We start from the raw sequence: 16545 nt of genomic DNA on the forward strand, positions 1-16545 counted from the left end.
ATTAAGCTGCGAAAGTTGAGTAAATTTATTATTTGATCAGTAAAGAATCCGAGTAAACGGTTCCTTCCTCGCGCACGTCTCCATATACAATCCAATGCCTGGTTTTAACCCGGTAATAGTATCCCGTCGATACGCTTATTTCGCGACTGGAGTAAGCATACGAGGCATTGGAAAACGTGCTATTGGCTCCCGTATTGACATCGATCCACTGTGAACCCGTCCACCTCTGCAACGTAACCTGAACACCAATCGTGTCAACTCTTTGGGTACCCAAGGTCTGGCCCCAAACTCTGACTTTGTTATCCCCGATATTGGACAAACTACCAGTTCCATCGTCAAGGTATTTGAAATTCGGATCGAAGATGGTGAAAGGACCTACATTATCGGGCGGTGAACTTGTTTGGGCCTTGTTGCTGGAACCAAAAACCTGACCGGGAATGAGTAGGACCACGGATCAACATGGAGACAACGAAATACTTTGCATTCAACTTCAAATATGTACCCTCCCTAAAATTGAATTGAATTGCTCATAAAATCAGACGGAGCTTTGTTCGTATTTCTAACGCTCCTTTAGAGGAGAAAATCGTTCGTAATCTCTCGTACTTCTGTGGTAAAAACAATCCTGCCGTCTGTCCGGCAGTTAGCCGATCAGATACAACTCGTCCGAGGTTTACGGCGCTGCTGTCCCTTTCATCACGGAAGCCGTTGCCGGTCTGCCCCGGCAGAGAAAAGCAGTCGTCGGGCACGCCGTTGCGCTGCCAAGAATACGGAGACCGGCGATGCATCGTTTTGCGTTGTCCGCACACACTATTCTGTGGGAGCTTACGAACCGCTCCGATGCCATTAAAGGGATGGAGGCGACGCATCAGATGGGTGAATGGACCCGATTCGAGCCCGGCGACAAAGCGCCGAACGACGGCATTTACATCGAAGACGGCGAAAATTCGTTTCATATGGGCATTAACAATCCTCATAAAATCCGGCTTCGCAAAGGTGAGCGGTTTCCCGACACCACGAATCATAATCGCAAATGGAAACGAATGCGTTAGAGAAAATCCGGAAGAAACGGCGGCGCATATTCCCCGCCGCGCTTGCGCATTCTAATTTTGACGGCGTAAGAGAGGTGTGGTTCCGTTGAACCATTTGGTGCAACAACGACATGAGGATTTGATCCACTCAGCGTAGAAGCGGAGGGATGTGCCAAAGACGATGTCTGTAACACACACGCCCGATCGCGGATTTTGCAAAGCAGTCCATACGGTCTGCCGACAAAATTGAAGCGAGCAAGCGGTGCCCCGTTTTCTGAAGCTGCCTGTGCATTTCAATGACTCAACCATCAACCGCCGTCGGAAGAGAGCCCATACGGGCTCTCTTTTTTGCTGTTTCATCAATTTTCCTGAAATCGTAAACAAGCGGCCGACCGTATGAATATGATACAATCATTGTCAAATGACGCAGGCCGTTCATTACCGCCTTGAAGGCAGGAAGAGGGGATTATCGATTCGTTCTTGGCTGATGATGGGGGGCATCCTGTTCGTTACCGCCGTTCTTACACGATTGCTGCCTTTTTCGGAATTTTTCCGGAACGTGAATACGCTGATTCATGAGATGGCCCACGCCGTTGTAACGCTGCTGCTCTCCGGCGACGTGATGTACATTTATTTGTTTTCCGATCAAAGCGGGGTAACGTTATCGTCCTATTCCGGTAAAGGAACGGCCGTTTTCATAGCGCTTGCCGGATATGTCGGCTCTTCGCTGTTCACCGTGCTGCTGTTTTACCTTTACGCCCGCCGGAGAGAAGGGCTGGGACTTGTTATCGTCACGATTCTGGCGGCGATCGGCCTTGCGCTGTTTGTCCGCAACGGATACGGCATGGCCTGGTGCGCCGGCTTTGGCGTATTGACCGGGTTTATCTATGCGTTTGCGCCTCCGTGGCTCAAAACCGGTTACTACACGCTAATCGCGTTCATCTTTCTGGTCGAATCGGTCATCAGTTCGTTCGTCATTCTGTCTCTTTCGTTTGTCAAACCCGAAGCGGCCGGAGATGCCGCGATTCTCGGGCAAATGACCGTGATGCCCGCATTCGCCTGGAGTCTGCTGTTCGTCGTGTTCGCGCTCTGGTGCGCCAAAGTTTCGACCGGCCTGCTTTTCCGCCGCGGCTTCGGAAAGGAATAGCGGTTCGGTAAAAATCGTCTCGAAGGGCTATTCGTCGCCGCCCACCGCTGCATACGGCGACGGCGAGCTGCAGAACTGCTGCAGCGATATCGCCCCATGGCGAAGCATGCCGCTCCTTGCCGGACGTACGGTGCGATCGGCTGCATCGAAGAGAACGGCGTCAAGCCCGAAGCATACAAAAAGCGGCCCTGTCAGGCCGCTTTATCTACGTTTTACCTTTATGGCGGAGAGGGTGGGATTCGAACCCACGCACGCCGTGAGACGCCTAGCTGATTTCGAGTCAGCCCCCTTGGACCACTTGGGTACCTCTCCACAACAAAATTTATTCTATCACAGCGTTTGTTTTGTTGCAAGTATTACTTGATCCATTTTCAATTAGACAGAAATTTCGGTCATTTCATAATGCGTGAGGCTCAGACCGCCTTTATATCCTAACCAACCGCGCATTCTGCTGCCGGCGATCTGAGCCTGAGCATCCGCTTCCCCTTTACGCTGCCGCATTACGGTTCCGCATCCGGCGGAGCGGGTTCGGCCGACCGAAGCACCTTTTTCATATTCTTCTCAAACTTGGCTCGGGGGATGAGTACGCTGTGCTTGCAGCCGACACATTTGATCCGGATATCCATCCCCATTCGAATCACTTCCATCTCATTCGTGCCGCACGGATGCGGCTTCTTCATCTGTACGATGTCCCCAAGCTGAAATTGCTTACGCTCCATGGATAATGCTCCTCCCTTCTCTTCCCATTTCTAACAACCGTTCATCCGTTGTCTTTTTCCATGCGCCGTTCGTCCAAAGCCTTCTTCAATGCAATATTGATGGCCCGGGTTACGGCCGCCTGCGTATTCGGACGGCATTCCGCGACGATTCGCAGTACCACTTCGCTTGCATTGAGCGATTGAATACCGATCAATTCCGGAGTCCTTACCAAATTCGGTTCTTTCAATTGACTTAATGTATGATTGATCGCTTCCGTGATCCGCTCGATGTTCTCTTCATGAGGGATCGGAATATCGATGACGGCAAGCGAATTGTTTAATGAAAAATTCGTCACATCGCTAATCATACCGTTCGGTATAATATGAACTTCTCCTGTCCAACTTTGAATCCGGGTGGCGCGAAGACCGATGACTTCCACCGTTCCTTTGAATTTTCCGGTCTCGATGACGTCGCCTACCGCGAACTGATCCTCCAAAATAATAAAGAAGCCGGCAATAACATCTTTCACAAGACTTTGCGCGCCGAAACCGATCGCAAGTCCAAGCACGCCGGCTCCGGCAAGGAGCGGTCCGAGGTTAATATTGAATTCGGACAGCACAAGCATCCCGATAACGAAGTATAAGACATAGGACGCTATGTTTTTCAACAATCTGCCGACCGTTTGGACCCTTCTCATCCGCAGCGGCAATCGCTTAGTATCGCGCTCCAGAAAACGGTCGATCGCCTTGTGAATGATCCAGATTACAAGCTGCCCAAAAGCGATGATCAACAGGATGCGTATTGCGCCGATTCCGATGTCCCGCCATACGTCAGGATTCACTGCCCAATTATAGGCGTCCTCGATGACTTCGGTTACGGCTTCCGAATTGTCAACTTCAAAAATCTTCCTCATGCCATTCCCTTATCTCCTCATACCCATTTTCCGTTAATCGGAATATGCCGCGGATCTCCACCTTTTCCTTGACGACAACCTCTTTTACACAACTCAGATCTTCGTCGGGAAATTGAATGGAGAGCGCGCAGCCTGCCGTTATTTCTTTAGGCGTCGGACAAATGTCGATGTCAATCTCCGCATATTCAAGAAGCATCTCGGCGCGAAGCGCTTGCTGCGTCGAATCGAACGCAATGAGCATCTCTTACCTCCCGTAGTATAAAAAGGTTGTCTCGTCCATATACTAGTAATACTTTACATGGAGGCGAGGGGGAAGCTATGAAACTGGTTCACTCGAAAGAAACGCCGTTCAAAATTCCTTATACCGATCCGGATGTCGTCAATTTGCTGACCCGCCGGCTCATCTCGATCATCGGCGAATCCGCGAAAGATCAGCGCATCGTCATCGTCTGCATAGGTACTGACCGCTCGACCGGCGATGCGCTCGGCCCTCTTGTCGGCACGGCCTTGAGCCGCCATAACAGCTCCCTCTTCGACCTGTTCGGCACCTTGGAGGAACCGGTCCATGCAATGAACCTGGACGAGACGCTGGCACGCATCCGCCATCAGATCAGCATGCCGTTCATTATTGGCATTGACGCGTGTCTCGGACAAGTTTCCAGCGTAGGCTGCATTCAGGTCGGCAAAGGGCCGGTACGTCCGGGCGCCGGCGTCAACAAGGAGCTTCCTCCCGTCGGCGATATTCACATGACCGGTATTGTCAATGTCGGCGGCTTCATGGAATATTTCGTGCTCCAGAATACGCGGCTTCATCTCGTGATGCGCATGTCGGAAATTATCGCCCAGAGTCTGTATACCGCCATTACGGCCTGCAAAAGCTCGTCTACTTGCGCTGCAGCGCAAGATTGATCGCTTCGCGTTCCTCCGGTGTAAGCGGGTAGGGCGATGCCCCTCCCTGCAGCGGCTTGGCATATACGAAAGTTTCCTCCCGGCCGTACAGTCCGGTAAATACGACGCCATCCTGCTCCTTGCTTACAATGGCCAGCGAGAAGCTCAGATCGTTTCCTCTTTCGCCGAACGCATTATACCGGACGACGCCGACGTGGCCTTTTAGATTGTGAAGCGCGTCCTTGATCTGTTCCATCCCGGCTTGATGGCCGCGGATGGCTTCATCATGTCCGGAAAGCCGTTCTTTCAATTCCAAAATGATTTCTTCCAGATTGGCGACGCCGGTTTTTCCCATCATCTGCAAATACTGCGCACGCAATTTTTTTAAACGGCGGCTTAAAATGCCGACCCTGATCCACAACAGCATGACGAGCAAAACCAACACGCCCAAACAAGCCAATACTGCAACAAATTGATCCGGACTATTCAACCATTCATTCATATCATTCCATCCGCTCCCCCACGATGTGCCCGACAAACGCTGCCTGTTGTCCAAATCTTCACGTATAGTGTTTTCTTATTTCCTTTACCGCTTCAATCAATGCATCTACGTGTTGTTCGTCCGTTCCATATCCGACGCTCGCTCTGACCGCTCCCGTTTCCGTCGTTCCGGCGTAATGATGCGCCAGAGGCGTACAATGGAAGCCGGCGCGAACCGCAATACCGTAATGCTGATCGAGAATAAAAGCCATCTCCGCCGGATCGACGCCGTTCAGCACGAATGAAACGATGCCTGTCCGCGGACGCCCGACAGCCGGTCCGAGCAGGCGAATGCCCGGAACTTCCCGGAGACCTTCCAATAAGCGTTGCGTCAACGCCCATTCTCTATTATAAATTTTTTCGACCGACTCATGCAGTACGTGCCGGACGCCCGCAGCCAACCCTGCCAGTCCCGGCGTATTCGGCGTGCCGGCTTCGTAGCGGTCCGGACGAATGGACGGCTGTTCGGGCGTTTCCGATTGGCTGCCCGTTCCCCCGTGCATAAGCGGCGCCACTTCGAGATCGGGACGTATATACAGCCCTCCCGTACCTTGCGGACCGAGCAGTCCCTTGTGCCCGGGAAAAGCCAGCATGTCAATCCCCATCGCCTCGACGTCGATGGGCAGCACGCCTGCGCTCTGCGCGGCATCGACAAGCAGCGCAATTCCTCTTTTGCGGGTCAAGGCGCCGATCTGCTCGACGGGCATAATCGATCCGAGCAGGTTCGAACTGTGGTTGACGATGACCAGCGACGTATCCGGACGCAATGCGTCTTCCACTTGCGCAGCCAACTGCTCGCCGTCGGCATCGGGCTCTATATAGGAGACGCGCACGCCGATCGATTGTTTCAAATATTCCAGCGGACGGCGAACCGAATTATGCTCCACTGCGGTAGCCACAACATGATCGCCTGGCTTCACAAACCCTTTAATCGCGACATTCAACGCCATCGTCGTATTCAGCATAAACGCGATATCGTTCGGATTCGCAATCCGAAACAATTGACCGAGCTGCTTGCGCGCTTCAAACAGGATGCGGCTGGCCCGTACGGCCATCCGATGACTGCCGCGCCCCGGATTGGCCGTGTCATGCAGCAACGCTTCCCGGACCGCTTCAATGACTTCCGGAGGCTTCGGCCATGAAGTAGCCGCATGATCCAAATATATGATCGAATCCGCCTGCCTTTCCATTGTCCCACCCCTCTTCGCCGATTATCTATAGCTATAAACAAGCATATGCTTCAGTATACCAGCCCGGCAGCAAACAAAAAAGCATACCGGTTTTCTGTTCGACATGAAGTCTGCGGACGGTATGCAGCAATTAAGTATATCAAAGACATTGTTTCAATCTTTGCAAAGCCGATCGTCTGTATATGGCCGAAGGCCGGAATGAAGCTCCTTATTCCAGCTGCAGCAGCTCCAACAGTCTTTCCAGATCTTGTTTGCTATAATATTGAAGCTCTATGCGCCCTTTATCCTTATGCTGCTTGATTTTTACCGTCGTCTTGAAACGTTCGCGCAACGACTCCTCAATATGCTCGATATACGGATCGCGTTTTTTGGCGCGCGCCTTATTCTTTTCCGGCTCTTGGCGCTCCAGCTTTTGAACAGCATCCTCCAGTTCTCTGACGCTCCAACCGTTGGCTACCGCATCGGAAGCCAATTGCTTCATCTGTCTCTCGTCCTTCACACCGGCCAGGGCGCGGGCATGTCCCATCGACAATGTTCCACGTGAAACATGTTCTTTAATTTCCGTAGGTAAACTTAACAACCGTACGAAGTTGGCAATATGCGAACGGGACTTCCCTACTTTAAGTGACAGTTCTTCTTGCGTTAAATTGAATTTTTCCATCAGCGACTGATACGCGACTGCGATCTCCATCGCATTCAAATCTTCCCGCTGCAAATTTTCGATCAGGGCGATTTCCATCACCTGCTGATCGGTAAACGACCGGATGACAGCCGGAATCGTCTCGTTGCCGCAGTATTGTGAAGCTCTGAACCGTCGCTCCCCGGCAATGATCTCATAGCCCTTTAAAACAGAACGTACAATAATCGGTTGGATGACGCCATGCTGGCGAATCGATTCGGCCAATTCGCGAATCGAATCTTCATCGAATGTTTTGCGAGGCTGGTACGGATTGGGCCGCAATTGCGACAACGGCAATTCCACCACTTTATCATCTTCACTGACGGTAAGCGATGGGATAAGCGCATCAAGACCTCTACCTAGCCGCTTGCTCATACATGATCACTTCCTTCGCAAGTTCGAGATATACCTCTGCCCCTTTAGATCTGGGATCATATGTTATAATCGCTTGTCCGTGCGATGGCGCTTCGCTTAATCGAACATTGCGCGGTATAATGGTTTGATACACCTTCTGCTGAAAATATTTTTTCACTTCCTCGATCACTTGAATGCCCAGATTGGTACGGGCATCGAACATCGTCAACAATACCCCTTCGATTTGCAGTGACGTATTCAAATGTTTCTGGACGAGGCGTATCGTATTAAGCAGCTGACTTAACCCTTCCAGGGCATAGTATTCGCATTGAATAGGAATAATGACCGAATCTGCCGCCGTTAACGAATTGATCGTCAAGATTCCAAGCGAGGGCGGACAATCGATCAATATATAATCGAATTGGTTTTTGACCAGCTGCAGCGATTTTTTCAACCGAACTTCCCGCGACATCGTCGGAACAAGCTCGATTTCGGCGCCAGCCAATTGAATGGTTGCCGGAATAATTTTCAGCCCCGGAATCGCCGTTTCGACGATCGCATCCTTTGCCGGCACCTCGTTGATCAATACATCGTATATGCTGTTCTCGACATCGGCTTTATTGATCCCGATACCGCTTGTCGTGTTGCCCTGAGGATCGATGTCCACAAGCAGTACCCGTTTCCCCAACGAAGCCAGACTGGCGCCCAAATTAACAGACGTTGTCGTTTTGCCGACACCGCCCTTCTGGTTCGTTATTGCAATAATTTTAGACAAACCGTTCACCTCTATCTTGATTAGGGATTAACCCCCTGGCCGATTACCGCACGAATGTTTAGGCAGTAAGCAATTATGCCGCTAGGCTCGCCGCATACGGCCAGGTGCGGCGCGCTATATTTCGGCGGAAAGGAAATATCAATTCCGATATCGCGGCATCGCCTCAAACAGAGAAAAAGCGGCTTGCTTCGCCGCTTTCGCCTATCCGAAACGACTCCTTGCCACCGGACAGATCGGAGCTTCCCCGTTCGAATCGTCTAACCTGCGGAACAACTGCATAGCTTGTCGAAGCTTTCCGGGTGCGATCGGACGTCAACAAGCTGGGGTATCCGATTGTCAACGATTTCATTATCGTTTTGGAATTTTGATAATAATTTCGTAGTGATCTTCATGATCTTTCTCATTCGTTTTAATCTTCATCCCGGTACCCGATACCATATCGATCGATTGGCGGATCGTATTTAGCGCCAGCCGGACGTCTTTCGTGAAAGAAATACGTTTCGACTTTTTCGTTTTGGATACTTCCTTATAAAAGGCAACCCGGCTTTCCGTTTGCTTGACATTCAATTCCTTCGTCAAGATATCCTGGAGCACCTTGACCTGAAGCTCCTCCGTGTCCAGAGCCAACAAAGCCCGGGCATGTCTTTCCGTAATTTTACGCTCCATGAGCGCATTTTTCACCGGTTCGCTGAGACTGAGCAGGCGTATTTTATTGGCAATGGTCGACTGGCTTTTGCCCAGCCGTTGCGCCAGACTTTCCTGCGTCAAATTGTGCAGGTCGATCAGCTTCTGATAAGCGATCGCTTCCTCGATCGCCGTCAAGCCTTCCCGCTGCAAATTTTCGATCAACGCAATCGACGCGGCCTGCGAATCGTTAAATTCCCGGACAATGGCCGGTATCGTTTCCATGCCAAGCTTGCTGACGGCACGCCAGCGTCGTTCTCCGGCTATAATCTCGTAACGGTTATTGCGCATACGGACAACGATCGGTTGTATAACGCCATGCGTTTTAATCGTCTGGCACAACTCGTCGATGCGGTCATCGTCAAATATGGTGCGAGGCTGATAGGGACTCGTATCAATTTGATCCACCGCAATTTGTTTCACTTCATCCTGATTGTTGCTCCGATCGCTAAACCCGAATAAACGAGAAAATTGTTCTTTCATATCGTCAATTACCACCCGAATATAATATGCCGATAACTTTAACCGTTTCTTGCCCATACTTGCCGGGCAAGCGACTTATTGGGCGTTCCGGACTGCTTGGAACATTTTCGCGTCTTGCCTTCATTCCATTATTCTCTTATTAATGAAAGAGATTCGCCAGCTTTTTGCCAATTTCCTGCTTGACAGCCTTGCGTAGCGGAAAAAACCTTTCGGGATGCCGTTCCGGTTGCGCACGAAAGCAAAGCATACCCAATACGTAAAAGTGCAGCCGAATGTTTCACGTGGAACATGGCATCCATGTCAAACGTTTATACAAGCGGCTGCTTGAGCGGAACCCCTGCTTTTCGCGGGTAGCTGCGCGGCGTCGAAGCGACTTTGCGAATCGTAATAATATGCCTTTCCGACTGTTCGAAAGGAAGCTCCAATCGATATACCTGTTCCAGCTCGCCTTTTAATTCGCGTATGCTTCTGCCCGCTTCCGCCACTTCCTCCGCCGGATTCGCACCTTTCATGGCCGCGAATACGCCTCCTTTCCGGACGAAAGGCAAACAAAGCTCGTTCAAGACGTTTAATTTGGCTACTGCCCGCGCGGTCACGATATCGTATTGGTCCCGATGCTCGGGCAGCCGGGCGACATCCTCTGCCCTGCCATGAATCATCTCGACCTGGCGCAGACCGATCGCCTCCGTTACATGACGAAGAAATTGAATTCTCTTGTTCAAAGAGTCGACAATCGTAAGCCGTATATATGGAAAGCATATTTTAAGCGGCAGACTTGGAAAACCTGCGCCCGATCCGATATCGGCCATCCGGATTTCACCGTTAAAGGGAACGAAGAAAGAAAGCGTGATCGAGTCGAAAAAATGCTTCTCGTATACCGCTTCTCTCTCCGTTATGCCCGTCAGATTCATTTTTTCATTCCACTCTACGAGCAGCCGCCAATACGTTTCAAACTGATGAAGCTGCTCCTCCGACAGGTCAATTTGCCGCTCGGACAGCTTTTCCCGAAACCAGGTCCATGTTGCATCCATAGGTTACCCCCGCGCCGCTGTAACGCGATTATAATGCTCCAAATAAACAAGCAAAATGGAAATGTCGGCCGGCGTCACGCCGGAAATTCTCGAAGCCTGCCCGATCGATAGCGGACGAATGTTCGACAGCTTCTGTTTGGCTTCCGACGCCAATCCATGCACATCCATGTAATCGATGTCGGCCGGTATCCGTTTGTTTTCCATTTTGGCCAACCGTTCGACTTGCTGCAGCTGTTTTTCGATATAACCCGCGTATTTGATCTGAATTTCGACCTGCTCCTTCATTTCTTCCGACAGAGGCAGCGGCGAAGGCACGATCGTTTCGAGATGCGCATATGTCACTTCCGGTCTGCGCAACAGCGATAGTGCGTCGACAGAATTCGATAGCGGTGCGGATGACAACGATTCGAGCATCGCGGCCGCTTCTTCGGGACGAACCTTTGTCGTGCGAAGCCGTTCGATCTCTTCCTCTACAAGCTGCTTCTTCCGCAGAAATTTGTTGTACCGCTCCTCGGAGATAAGACCGATTTCGTAGCCGATTTCCGTCAGGCGCAGATCGGCATTGTCGTGCCGGAGCAGCAGCCGATATTCGGCGCGGGACGTAAGCAGCCGGTAAGGCTCGTTCGTCCCTTTCGTCACAAGATCGTCGATCAGTACGCCGATATAAGCTTGCGACCGTTTCAGGACGATCGGCTCCTTGCCCTGGACGCTGCGCGCCGCATTGATCCCCGCCATAATGCCCTGACCGGCCGCCTCTTCATAGCCCGAAGTCCCGTTGATTTGCCCTGCCGTAAACAGGCCGGGCAGCCGCTTCGTTTCCAGAGAGGGCCACAATTGGGTCGGTACGATCGCATCGTACTCGATCGCATAGCCGTTGCGCATCATTTCGACCTTTTCCATTCCCGGTATCGAACGAAGCATGCGCAGCTGCACGTCTTCCGGCATGCTGGTCGACAGCCCCTGCACATAATATTCCGACGTATGCTTACCTTCCGGCTCCAGAAAAATCTGATGCTTCGGCTTGTCGGCAAAGCGCACGATTTTATCTTCGATCGACGGGCAATAACGCGGTCCCGTTCCTTCGATCTGCCCCGAAAACATCGGTGCACGGTGCAAATTTTCGTTAATAATCTGATGCGTTTCCTCCGAAGTGTAAGTCAACCAGCAAGGCAATTGCTCATTGTCCGACGATTCCGTTTCATACGAGAAAAACTTCGGATTCGGGTCGCCGGGCTGAATTTCCATTTTGTCGAAATCGATCGTATCTCTATGAACGCGCGGCGGCGTTCCCGTTTTGAAACGTACGAGCTCGAATCCGAGCGAACGCAAATTTTCCGACAATTTGACGGATGGCTGCTGATTGTTCGGACCGCTCTCATACATCAGCTCGCCCATAATAATTTTGCCGCGAAGATACGTACCGGTCGTCAGAACGACCGCTTTCGCCCGATACGCCGCGCCGGTTTTCGTCACGACGCCTACGCATCGCCCGTCTTCGACAATAAGCTCGTCGACCATTCCTTGGCGAAGCGTCAAATTTTCCGTTTCCTCGATCGTTTTCTTCATCATATGCTGATAGGAAAATTTGTCGGCTTGCGCGCGCAGCGCATGTACGGCCGGTCCTTTGCCCGTATTGAGCATGCGCATTTGAATAAAGGTTTTGTCGATATTGCGGCCCATTTCGCCGCCGAGCGCATCGATTTCCCGAACCACATGTCCTTTCGCCGGTCCGCCGATCGACGGATTGCACGGCATGAAAGCGACCATATCCAGATTGATCGTCAAGAGCAGCGTATCGCAGCCCATTCGGGCGGCGGCAAGCGCTGCCTCGCAGCCGGCATGGCCCGCGCCAACGACGATTACGTCGTATTGACCAGCTTCATATCCCATTGCCTAATACCTCCTTGCTTGGCGTCATTACTTGCCGAGGCAAAATTGGGAAAAGATTTGATCGATCAGCGATTCCCCAACCGCATCCCCGATCAATTCCCCCAGTTGCTCCCAAGCGTTTCGAATGTCAATTTGTATAATATCGATCGGAATACCCGCTTCCGTCGCTTCGATCGCATCGCGAAGCGATTGCTGCGCCTGCTTCAACAGCGTAATATGCCGAACGTTGCTGACATAAGTCAAATCATGCGATTCCAGCTGGCCTTCGAAAAAGAGCGCACTGATCGCTCCCTCCAAATCGTCCAGGCCCTGCTCGGCCTTTACCGACATGCGTACAATCGATTCCTCCGGCACGATCGCTTTAATCGGCTCCAGTTCGATCTGCTGGGGCAAATCGCTTTTGTTGACGATGACGATCATGCGCCGATCCTTCAGCTTGCCGAGCAGCTCGAGCTCGTCTTCATGCAGCGGCTCGCTTCCATTCAACACAAACAGGATCAGATCGGCTTCCTCCAGCGCCGAACGGGAACGCTCCACCCCGATTTTCTCGACAACATCCGTCGTCTCGCGAATGCCGGCCGTATCGAGCAGCCTAAGCGGAATGCCGTTAATCGTCACATATTCTTCGATAATATCCCGGGTCGTACCCGGAATATCGGTTACAATCGCCTTATTCTCCCTGGTCAGCGCATTGAGCAGCGAAGATTTGCCGACGTTCGGCCGACCGACGATGGCGGTAACGATGCCTTCCCGCAATATTTTGCCTTCCTTCGCCGTTTTTAGCAGCTTCTCGATCTCTTCGACCGCTTTTCCGCATCGTTCGCGAATATAGGCATTGGTCATTTCCGCCACATCATGCTCCGGATAATCGATATTCACCTCGACATGAGCAAGCAGCTCGATCAGCGATTGCCGAAGCTCGCGAATACGTTTGGACAGGGTGCCCTCAGCCTGCTTCATGGCTACTGCAAACGCTCTGTCAGATTTGGAACGGATCAAATCGATTACGGCTTCCGCCTGCATCAGGTCGATCCGCCCGTTCAGGAAAGCCCGTTTCGTAAACTCGCCCGGTTCCGCAAGACGTATTCCATCCTGGGCCAGCAATGTTTCCAGCACCCGTTTGACGGCTACAACGCCTCCATGCGCGCCGATTTCCACGACGTCCTCGGCTGTAAACGACCTCGGACCGCGCATCACCGTAACGAGCACCTCTTCTATTTTTTCGCCGCTGACGGGGTCGACGATATGTCCATAGTGGACGGTATGGCTTTCCGCCTTCGTCAAATCATGCGACGATCGGAACACTGCCGCACAGCGGGCGATCGCTTCGGGACCGCTGACCCGGATAACGGCAATCCCCCCTTCGCCGACCGCCGTCGATATGGCTGCGATTGTGTCGTGTGTTGTGTGCATTGGGCACCTCCTAAAACTTTTCCGGAGGAAAAGTCTCTTCGAAAGCATACGCTTAACTTTTCCGGAGCAAAAATAGCTTCGTAAGCATTGACTCACTTTTCCGAAAGAAAAGTCTCTACGTAAGCATAAGCTTAACTTTTCCGCAGGAAAAGTCCCCTCGTAAGCGGTGTTTCCGTCTTTCCATCATAACCTGAAACCAGGAACCGCATCCTTCGATAAACGGAAAAACAGCAATGACCGTTCCAGCCATTGCTGCGTCTATCGTCTACATTTACTTCGGTAGCGTTATACCTTCATCGTAATGACGACTCGCCGGTTCGGTTCGTCGCCCTTGCTGTATGTCTTGACCTTCGGATGATGCTGCAGCTGCGAATGAATGACTTTACGCTCATGCGCCGACATCGGCTCCAGCTCGACGTCTTTTCTCGTTCGGACTACCCGGCCCGCAAGCCTCTCCGAGAGCTGTTCCAATGTCTTGCGCCGACGCTCGCGAAAATCTTCCGCATCGAGCACAATTCGAAGATGATGGTCTGCGTAACGATTGGCTACAATATTAACCAAATATTGCAAAGCATCGAGCGTCTGGCCACGGCGGCCGATTAGCATGCCGAGATCCTCTCCGCCTGTCAGGGCGAAGAGCAATCCGTCGGGACTTTCGCGCCGCTCGATCCGGACGTCGAGTCCCATCGCGCGGGCGACGCTCGCCACGAAAGCCTCGGCTTCTTCCGCCGCATCCGGCCGAAGCGTCAGCTCCACCTTGGCGTCTCTGGCGCCGATCAGGCCGAACAACCCTTTGGCCGGCTGTTCCAGCACGTTCACCTCTACGCGATCCTCGCTCACTTGCCATTGCTCCAAACCGTTACGCACAGCATCTTCGATCGTTTTGCCCGACACGACGATTTTCTTCATTTCGCAGGTACACCCTCCTTTTCCTTGGATGAGGTACGCACATACAGAAAATAGTTTTGGATGATCGTATAGATGTTGCTATATATCCAGTACAACGGCAAGGCTGCCGGGAATGACAGCGCCATAACAAAGATCAGCACAGGGAAAATCATCATGATTCCCTGCATGCCGGGAGCGGCTTGTTGCGTCGACATCATCATTTTCGACTGCAGATAGGTCGTAATGGCCGCGATGACCGGCAAAATATAGTAGGGATCCCGTTCTCCGAGCTGCATCCACAGGAATGTATGCTCGCGAATATCCGGGTTTCCGTAAATCGCATTGTACAGCGCGATAAATATCGGCATCTGGATCAGCAGCGGCAAGCAACCTGCGAGCGGATTGACCTGATGCTGCTGGAACAGCTTCATCGTTTCTTCCTGCTGCTTCTGCGGATTGTCTTTATATTTCTGCTTGATTTTGGCAAGCTCGGGCTGCAGCTTCTGCATCGCCTTCGAGCTGCGGTACTGCTTGAGCGTCAACGGCAATATCAGCGTACGGACGATAATGGTCAGCAGCAGAATGGACAAGCCGTACGATTCGTTAAACCATCCGGCGAACGTATCGAGCATCAACGCGAACCAGTATACGACGTTTCGTTCCCAGAAGTTTCCGTTAAGCAAATCTTCCGTTTCCGTCATTTGACCGGTAGAGCAGCCTGCAAGCAGCAGTACCAGGATCAGCATGGCTCCCGCTAACCGCCATCTTTTATTTGAAATCCGGGACAACATGTAAAACTCCTCTCTCAGAGCCATCGCATTTCATTCAACACTATACCATAATTTCGTATGCAAAGAAACTGTCTGTCCATTGCGAGGTAAGCGCCCTTCCGGCGGCCGTTCGCAACCGTAAGCCGCGCCCTGTCCGAAAGCTCAGTCCCGCGGCTTCAGCAACCCGGCCTTCCGCAAAACGTGCAGCACGCTCCGCTCCAATTCCTTCGTCTTCATACTAACGGCCGGCTTGCGAACGATCAAAATCAAATCGACCTGGGGCACGATGCGGTCCGCATGGAGACGGACGATCTCCTTCACCACTCTCCGCAGCCGATTTCTTACTACAGCGTTGCCGATTTTCCGGCTCGCCGATACGCCGAGCCGAAACGGCTCGGCAGCCGGCTGCCTGGACCAATAGACGACGAACTGGCCGTTGGCGAACGATTTGCCTGACCGGTAAATCCGGCTAAATTCCTCGCGATTGCGTAAACGCAGCTTTCGTTGCACGGGCTTCGACCACCGAACTTTCTTTCATCATTAATTAGAATGGCCTTCCGGAAGCAAAATTAGACTCCGTTTCCGGTATTTTACCGGCCATCATTCGCGAATTCGCGTAAAAACCGAAAAAAAAAGACCACCGGACGTGGTCTTCCCTTTAGGCGCTGATTACTTTTCTTCCCTTCTTGCGGCGAGCAGCCAGCACTTTACGGCCGTTCTTCGTGCTCATCCGCTTGCGGAAGCCGTGCACCTTCTTGCGTTTGCTTACGTTCGGTTTGAACGTCGGTTTCATATTTTGTTAGCACCTCCACTCGGCAGATCCAGTCCTGCTTAACCTGACCCTGGCGCAAACGGCTTCGCCGTCTTCGTCTCAGGCGGATAAGCATCATTTTCGCGTTCGAAATATAAGCCAAGCATAACCCGAATCGTATACTTCCCTTATATTTCTCATAAAAAGTCTTTTACCATTTAACCACGTCCGGCCGCAAATGTCAATGCGCCGGCCGAACGGGCAGCCGGATCGGACCGGCGATTGTGGATAACATTCGCGACGGCCGTCAGACGCCGTCGAATTAGCAACATGTGAATAACATTTTCACGCAAGCGGCGGTTTTTGTCGAATTTTTAACAGGCTGTAAACAATATCTAGTGGTTGTCTATAACTGTTATACA

The 16545-nt window shown here is 51.9% G+C and carries 18 protein-coding genes and 1 tRNA gene; 3 read left to right on the top strand and 16 right to left on the bottom strand.

The annotated features are described in order from the left end of the window. Window positions 1–869 precede the first annotated feature (869 nt). On the top strand, window positions 870–1049 hold the full coding sequence (locus tag ABEV74_RS18800) for a YjzC family protein (protein ID WP_062489750.1): 180 nt from the start codon (window positions 870–872) through the stop codon (window positions 1047–1049). A 400-nt stretch (window positions 1050–1449) separates the two neighbouring features. Beyond that, entirely contained in the window at window positions 1450–2175 is a 726-nt protein-coding gene (locus ABEV74_RS18805) for a M50 family metallopeptidase (RefSeq protein WP_430148424.1), read from the top strand. 221 nt (window positions 2176–2396) lie between these two features. Here the strand turns inward: ABEV74_RS18805 and ABEV74_RS18810 are convergent. From ABEV74_RS18810 to ABEV74_RS18825, 4 genes are all read right to left on the bottom strand, one after another. Beyond that, window positions 2397–2487, bottom strand: a tRNA-Ser gene (locus ABEV74_RS18810). A 188-nt stretch (window positions 2488–2675) separates the two neighbouring features. Further along, on the bottom strand, window positions 2676–2894 hold the full coding sequence (locus ABEV74_RS18815; protein WP_062489745.1) for a DUF951 domain-containing protein: 219 nt from the start codon (window positions 2892–2894) through the stop codon (window positions 2676–2678). A gap of 41 nt (window positions 2895–2935) precedes the next feature. Beyond that, window positions 2936–3787: a mechanosensitive ion channel family protein gene (locus tag ABEV74_RS18820; protein ID WP_430148427.1), complete on the bottom strand. Its 852-nt coding sequence runs from the start codon at window positions 3785–3787 to the stop codon at window positions 2936–2938. Next, entirely contained in the window at window positions 3771–4028 is a 258-nt protein-coding gene (locus ABEV74_RS18825) for a putative Se/S carrier protein (protein WP_430148430.1), read from the bottom strand. Before ABEV74_RS18825 ends, ABEV74_RS18820 begins: the two co-directional genes overlap by 17 nt. Window positions 4029–4105: 77 nt before the next feature. Here ABEV74_RS18825 and yyaC point away from each other — a divergent pair, with 77 nt between their 5' ends. Beyond that, window positions 4106–4696, top strand: coding sequence for a spore protease YyaC (yyaC, locus tag ABEV74_RS18830; RefSeq protein ID WP_430148432.1), 591 nt, complete (start codon window positions 4106–4108; stop codon window positions 4694–4696). Here yyaC and ABEV74_RS18835 read toward each other — a convergent pair. The 12 genes from ABEV74_RS18835 to rpmH all read right to left on the bottom strand — a co-directional run bounded on the left by ABEV74_RS18835 (window position 4671) and on the right by rpmH (window position 16165). Beyond that, window positions 4671–5177 (bottom strand): DUF4446 family protein, encoded by a 507-nt coding sequence (locus tag ABEV74_RS18835; protein ID WP_430148435.1) that lies wholly within the window; start codon window positions 5175–5177, stop codon window positions 4671–4673. The two genes, yyaC and ABEV74_RS18835, sit on opposite strands and share 26 nt — an antisense overlap. A 58-nt stretch (window positions 5178–5235) precedes the next feature. Then, window positions 5236–6405, bottom strand: coding sequence for an aminotransferase class V-fold PLP-dependent enzyme (locus ABEV74_RS18840; protein WP_062489739.1), 1170 nt, complete (start codon window positions 6403–6405; stop codon window positions 5236–5238). Between the two features lie 208 nt (window positions 6406–6613). After that, complete coding sequence (locus ABEV74_RS18845) at window positions 6614–7459, bottom strand: ParB/RepB/Spo0J family partition protein (protein WP_430148438.1); 846 nt, start codon at window positions 7457–7459, stop codon at window positions 6614–6616. After that, complete coding sequence (locus ABEV74_RS18850) at window positions 7440–8213, bottom strand: ParA family protein (RefSeq protein ID WP_062489734.1); 774 nt, start codon at window positions 8211–8213, stop codon at window positions 7440–7442. Before ABEV74_RS18850 ends, ABEV74_RS18845 begins: the two co-directional genes overlap by 20 nt. A gap of 348 nt (window positions 8214–8561) precedes the next feature. Beyond that, entirely contained in the window at window positions 8562–9380 is an 819-nt protein-coding gene (gene noc / locus ABEV74_RS18855; protein WP_062496392.1) for a nucleoid occlusion protein, read from the bottom strand. A 308-nt stretch (window positions 9381–9688) separates the two neighbouring features. Continuing rightward, complete coding sequence (gene rsmG, locus ABEV74_RS18860) at window positions 9689–10411, bottom strand: 16S rRNA (guanine(527)-N(7))-methyltransferase RsmG (protein WP_430148442.1); 723 nt, start codon at window positions 10409–10411, stop codon at window positions 9689–9691. 3 nt (window positions 10412–10414) lie between these two features. Further along, window positions 10415–12301: a tRNA uridine-5-carboxymethylaminomethyl(34) synthesis enzyme MnmG gene (gene mnmG, locus ABEV74_RS18865; RefSeq protein ID WP_430148445.1), complete on the bottom strand. Its 1887-nt coding sequence runs from the start codon at window positions 12299–12301 to the stop codon at window positions 10415–10417. Window positions 12302–12328: 27 nt separating this feature from the next. Then, entirely contained in the window at window positions 12329–13714 is a 1386-nt protein-coding gene (gene mnmE / locus ABEV74_RS18870) for a tRNA uridine-5-carboxymethylaminomethyl(34) synthesis GTPase MnmE (RefSeq protein WP_062489731.1), read from the bottom strand. A gap of 285 nt (window positions 13715–13999) precedes the next feature. Continuing rightward, the gene (gene jag, locus ABEV74_RS18875) at window positions 14000–14623 is read right to left on the bottom strand and encodes an RNA-binding cell elongation regulator Jag/EloR (protein WP_430148448.1); all 624 of its coding nucleotides are present in this window, start codon (window positions 14621–14623) and stop codon (window positions 14000–14002) included. Continuing rightward, window positions 14620–15393 (bottom strand): YidC/Oxa1 family membrane protein insertase, encoded by a 774-nt coding sequence (locus ABEV74_RS18880; RefSeq protein WP_062489727.1) that lies wholly within the window; start codon window positions 15391–15393, stop codon window positions 14620–14622. Before ABEV74_RS18880 ends, jag begins: the two co-directional genes overlap by 4 nt. 141 nt (window positions 15394–15534) lie before the next feature. After that, a complete protein-coding gene (gene rnpA / locus ABEV74_RS18885; RefSeq protein WP_062489726.1) occupies window positions 15535–15882 on the bottom strand; it encodes a ribonuclease P protein component in 348 nt (115 codons plus the stop codon). A 148-nt stretch (window positions 15883–16030) separates the two neighbouring features. After that, on the bottom strand, window positions 16031–16165 hold the full coding sequence (gene rpmH / locus ABEV74_RS18890) for a 50S ribosomal protein L34 (protein WP_062489725.1): 135 nt from the start codon (window positions 16163–16165) through the stop codon (window positions 16031–16033). Window positions 16166–16545 lie beyond the last annotated feature (380 nt).

This window comes from Paenibacillus cisolokensis (genome assembly GCF_050481165.1).
Classification (GTDB): Bacteria; Bacillota; Bacilli; order Paenibacillales; family Paenibacillaceae; genus Paenibacillus_AH; species Paenibacillus_AH cisolokensis.

Coding starts and splice junctions, on each gene's coding strand:
- ABEV74_RS18800 (WP_062489750.1), top strand. CDS start 870: ATGGGTGAATGGACCCGATTCGAGCCCGGCGACAAAGCGCCGAACGAC.
- ABEV74_RS18805 (WP_430148424.1), top strand. CDS start 1,450: ATGACGCAGGCCGTTCATTACCGCCTTGAAGGCAGGAAGAGGGGATTA.
- ABEV74_RS18815 (WP_062489745.1), bottom strand. CDS start 2,894: ATGGAGCGTAAGCAATTTCAGCTTGGGGACATCGTACAGATGAAGAAG.
- ABEV74_RS18820 (WP_430148427.1), bottom strand. CDS start 3,787: ATGAGGAAGATTTTTGAAGTTGACAATTCGGAAGCCGTAACCGAAGTC.
- ABEV74_RS18825 (WP_430148430.1), bottom strand. CDS start 4,028: ATGCTCATTGCGTTCGATTCGACGCAGCAAGCGCTTCGCGCCGAGATG.
- yyaC (WP_430148432.1), top strand. CDS start 4,106: ATGAAACTGGTTCACTCGAAAGAAACGCCGTTCAAAATTCCTTATACC.
- ABEV74_RS18835 (WP_430148435.1), bottom strand. CDS start 5,177: ATGAATGAATGGTTGAATAGTCCGGATCAATTTGTTGCAGTATTGGCT.
- ABEV74_RS18840 (WP_062489739.1), bottom strand. CDS start 6,405: ATGGAAAGGCAGGCGGATTCGATCATATATTTGGATCATGCGGCTACT.
- ABEV74_RS18845 (WP_430148438.1), bottom strand. CDS start 7,459: ATGAGCAAGCGGCTAGGTAGAGGTCTTGATGCGCTTATCCCATCGCTT.
- noc (WP_062496392.1), bottom strand. CDS start 9,380: ATGAAAGAACAATTTTCTCGTTTATTCGGGTTTAGCGATCGGAGCAAC.
- rsmG (WP_430148442.1), bottom strand. CDS start 10,411: ATGGATGCAACATGGACCTGGTTTCGGGAAAAGCTGTCCGAGCGGCAA.
- mnmG (WP_430148445.1), bottom strand. CDS start 12,301: ATGGGATATGAAGCTGGTCAATACGACGTAATCGTCGTTGGCGCGGGC.
- mnmE (WP_062489731.1), bottom strand. CDS start 13,714: ATGCACACAACACACGACACAATCGCAGCCATATCGACGGCGGTCGGC.
- jag (WP_430148448.1), bottom strand. CDS start 14,623: ATGAAGAAAATCGTCGTGTCGGGCAAAACGATCGAAGATGCTGTGCGT.
- ABEV74_RS18880 (WP_062489727.1), bottom strand. CDS start 15,393: ATGTTGTCCCGGATTTCAAATAAAAGATGGCGGTTAGCGGGAGCCATG.
- rpmH (WP_062489725.1), bottom strand. CDS start 16,165: ATGAAACCGACGTTCAAACCGAACGTAAGCAAACGCAAGAAGGTGCAC.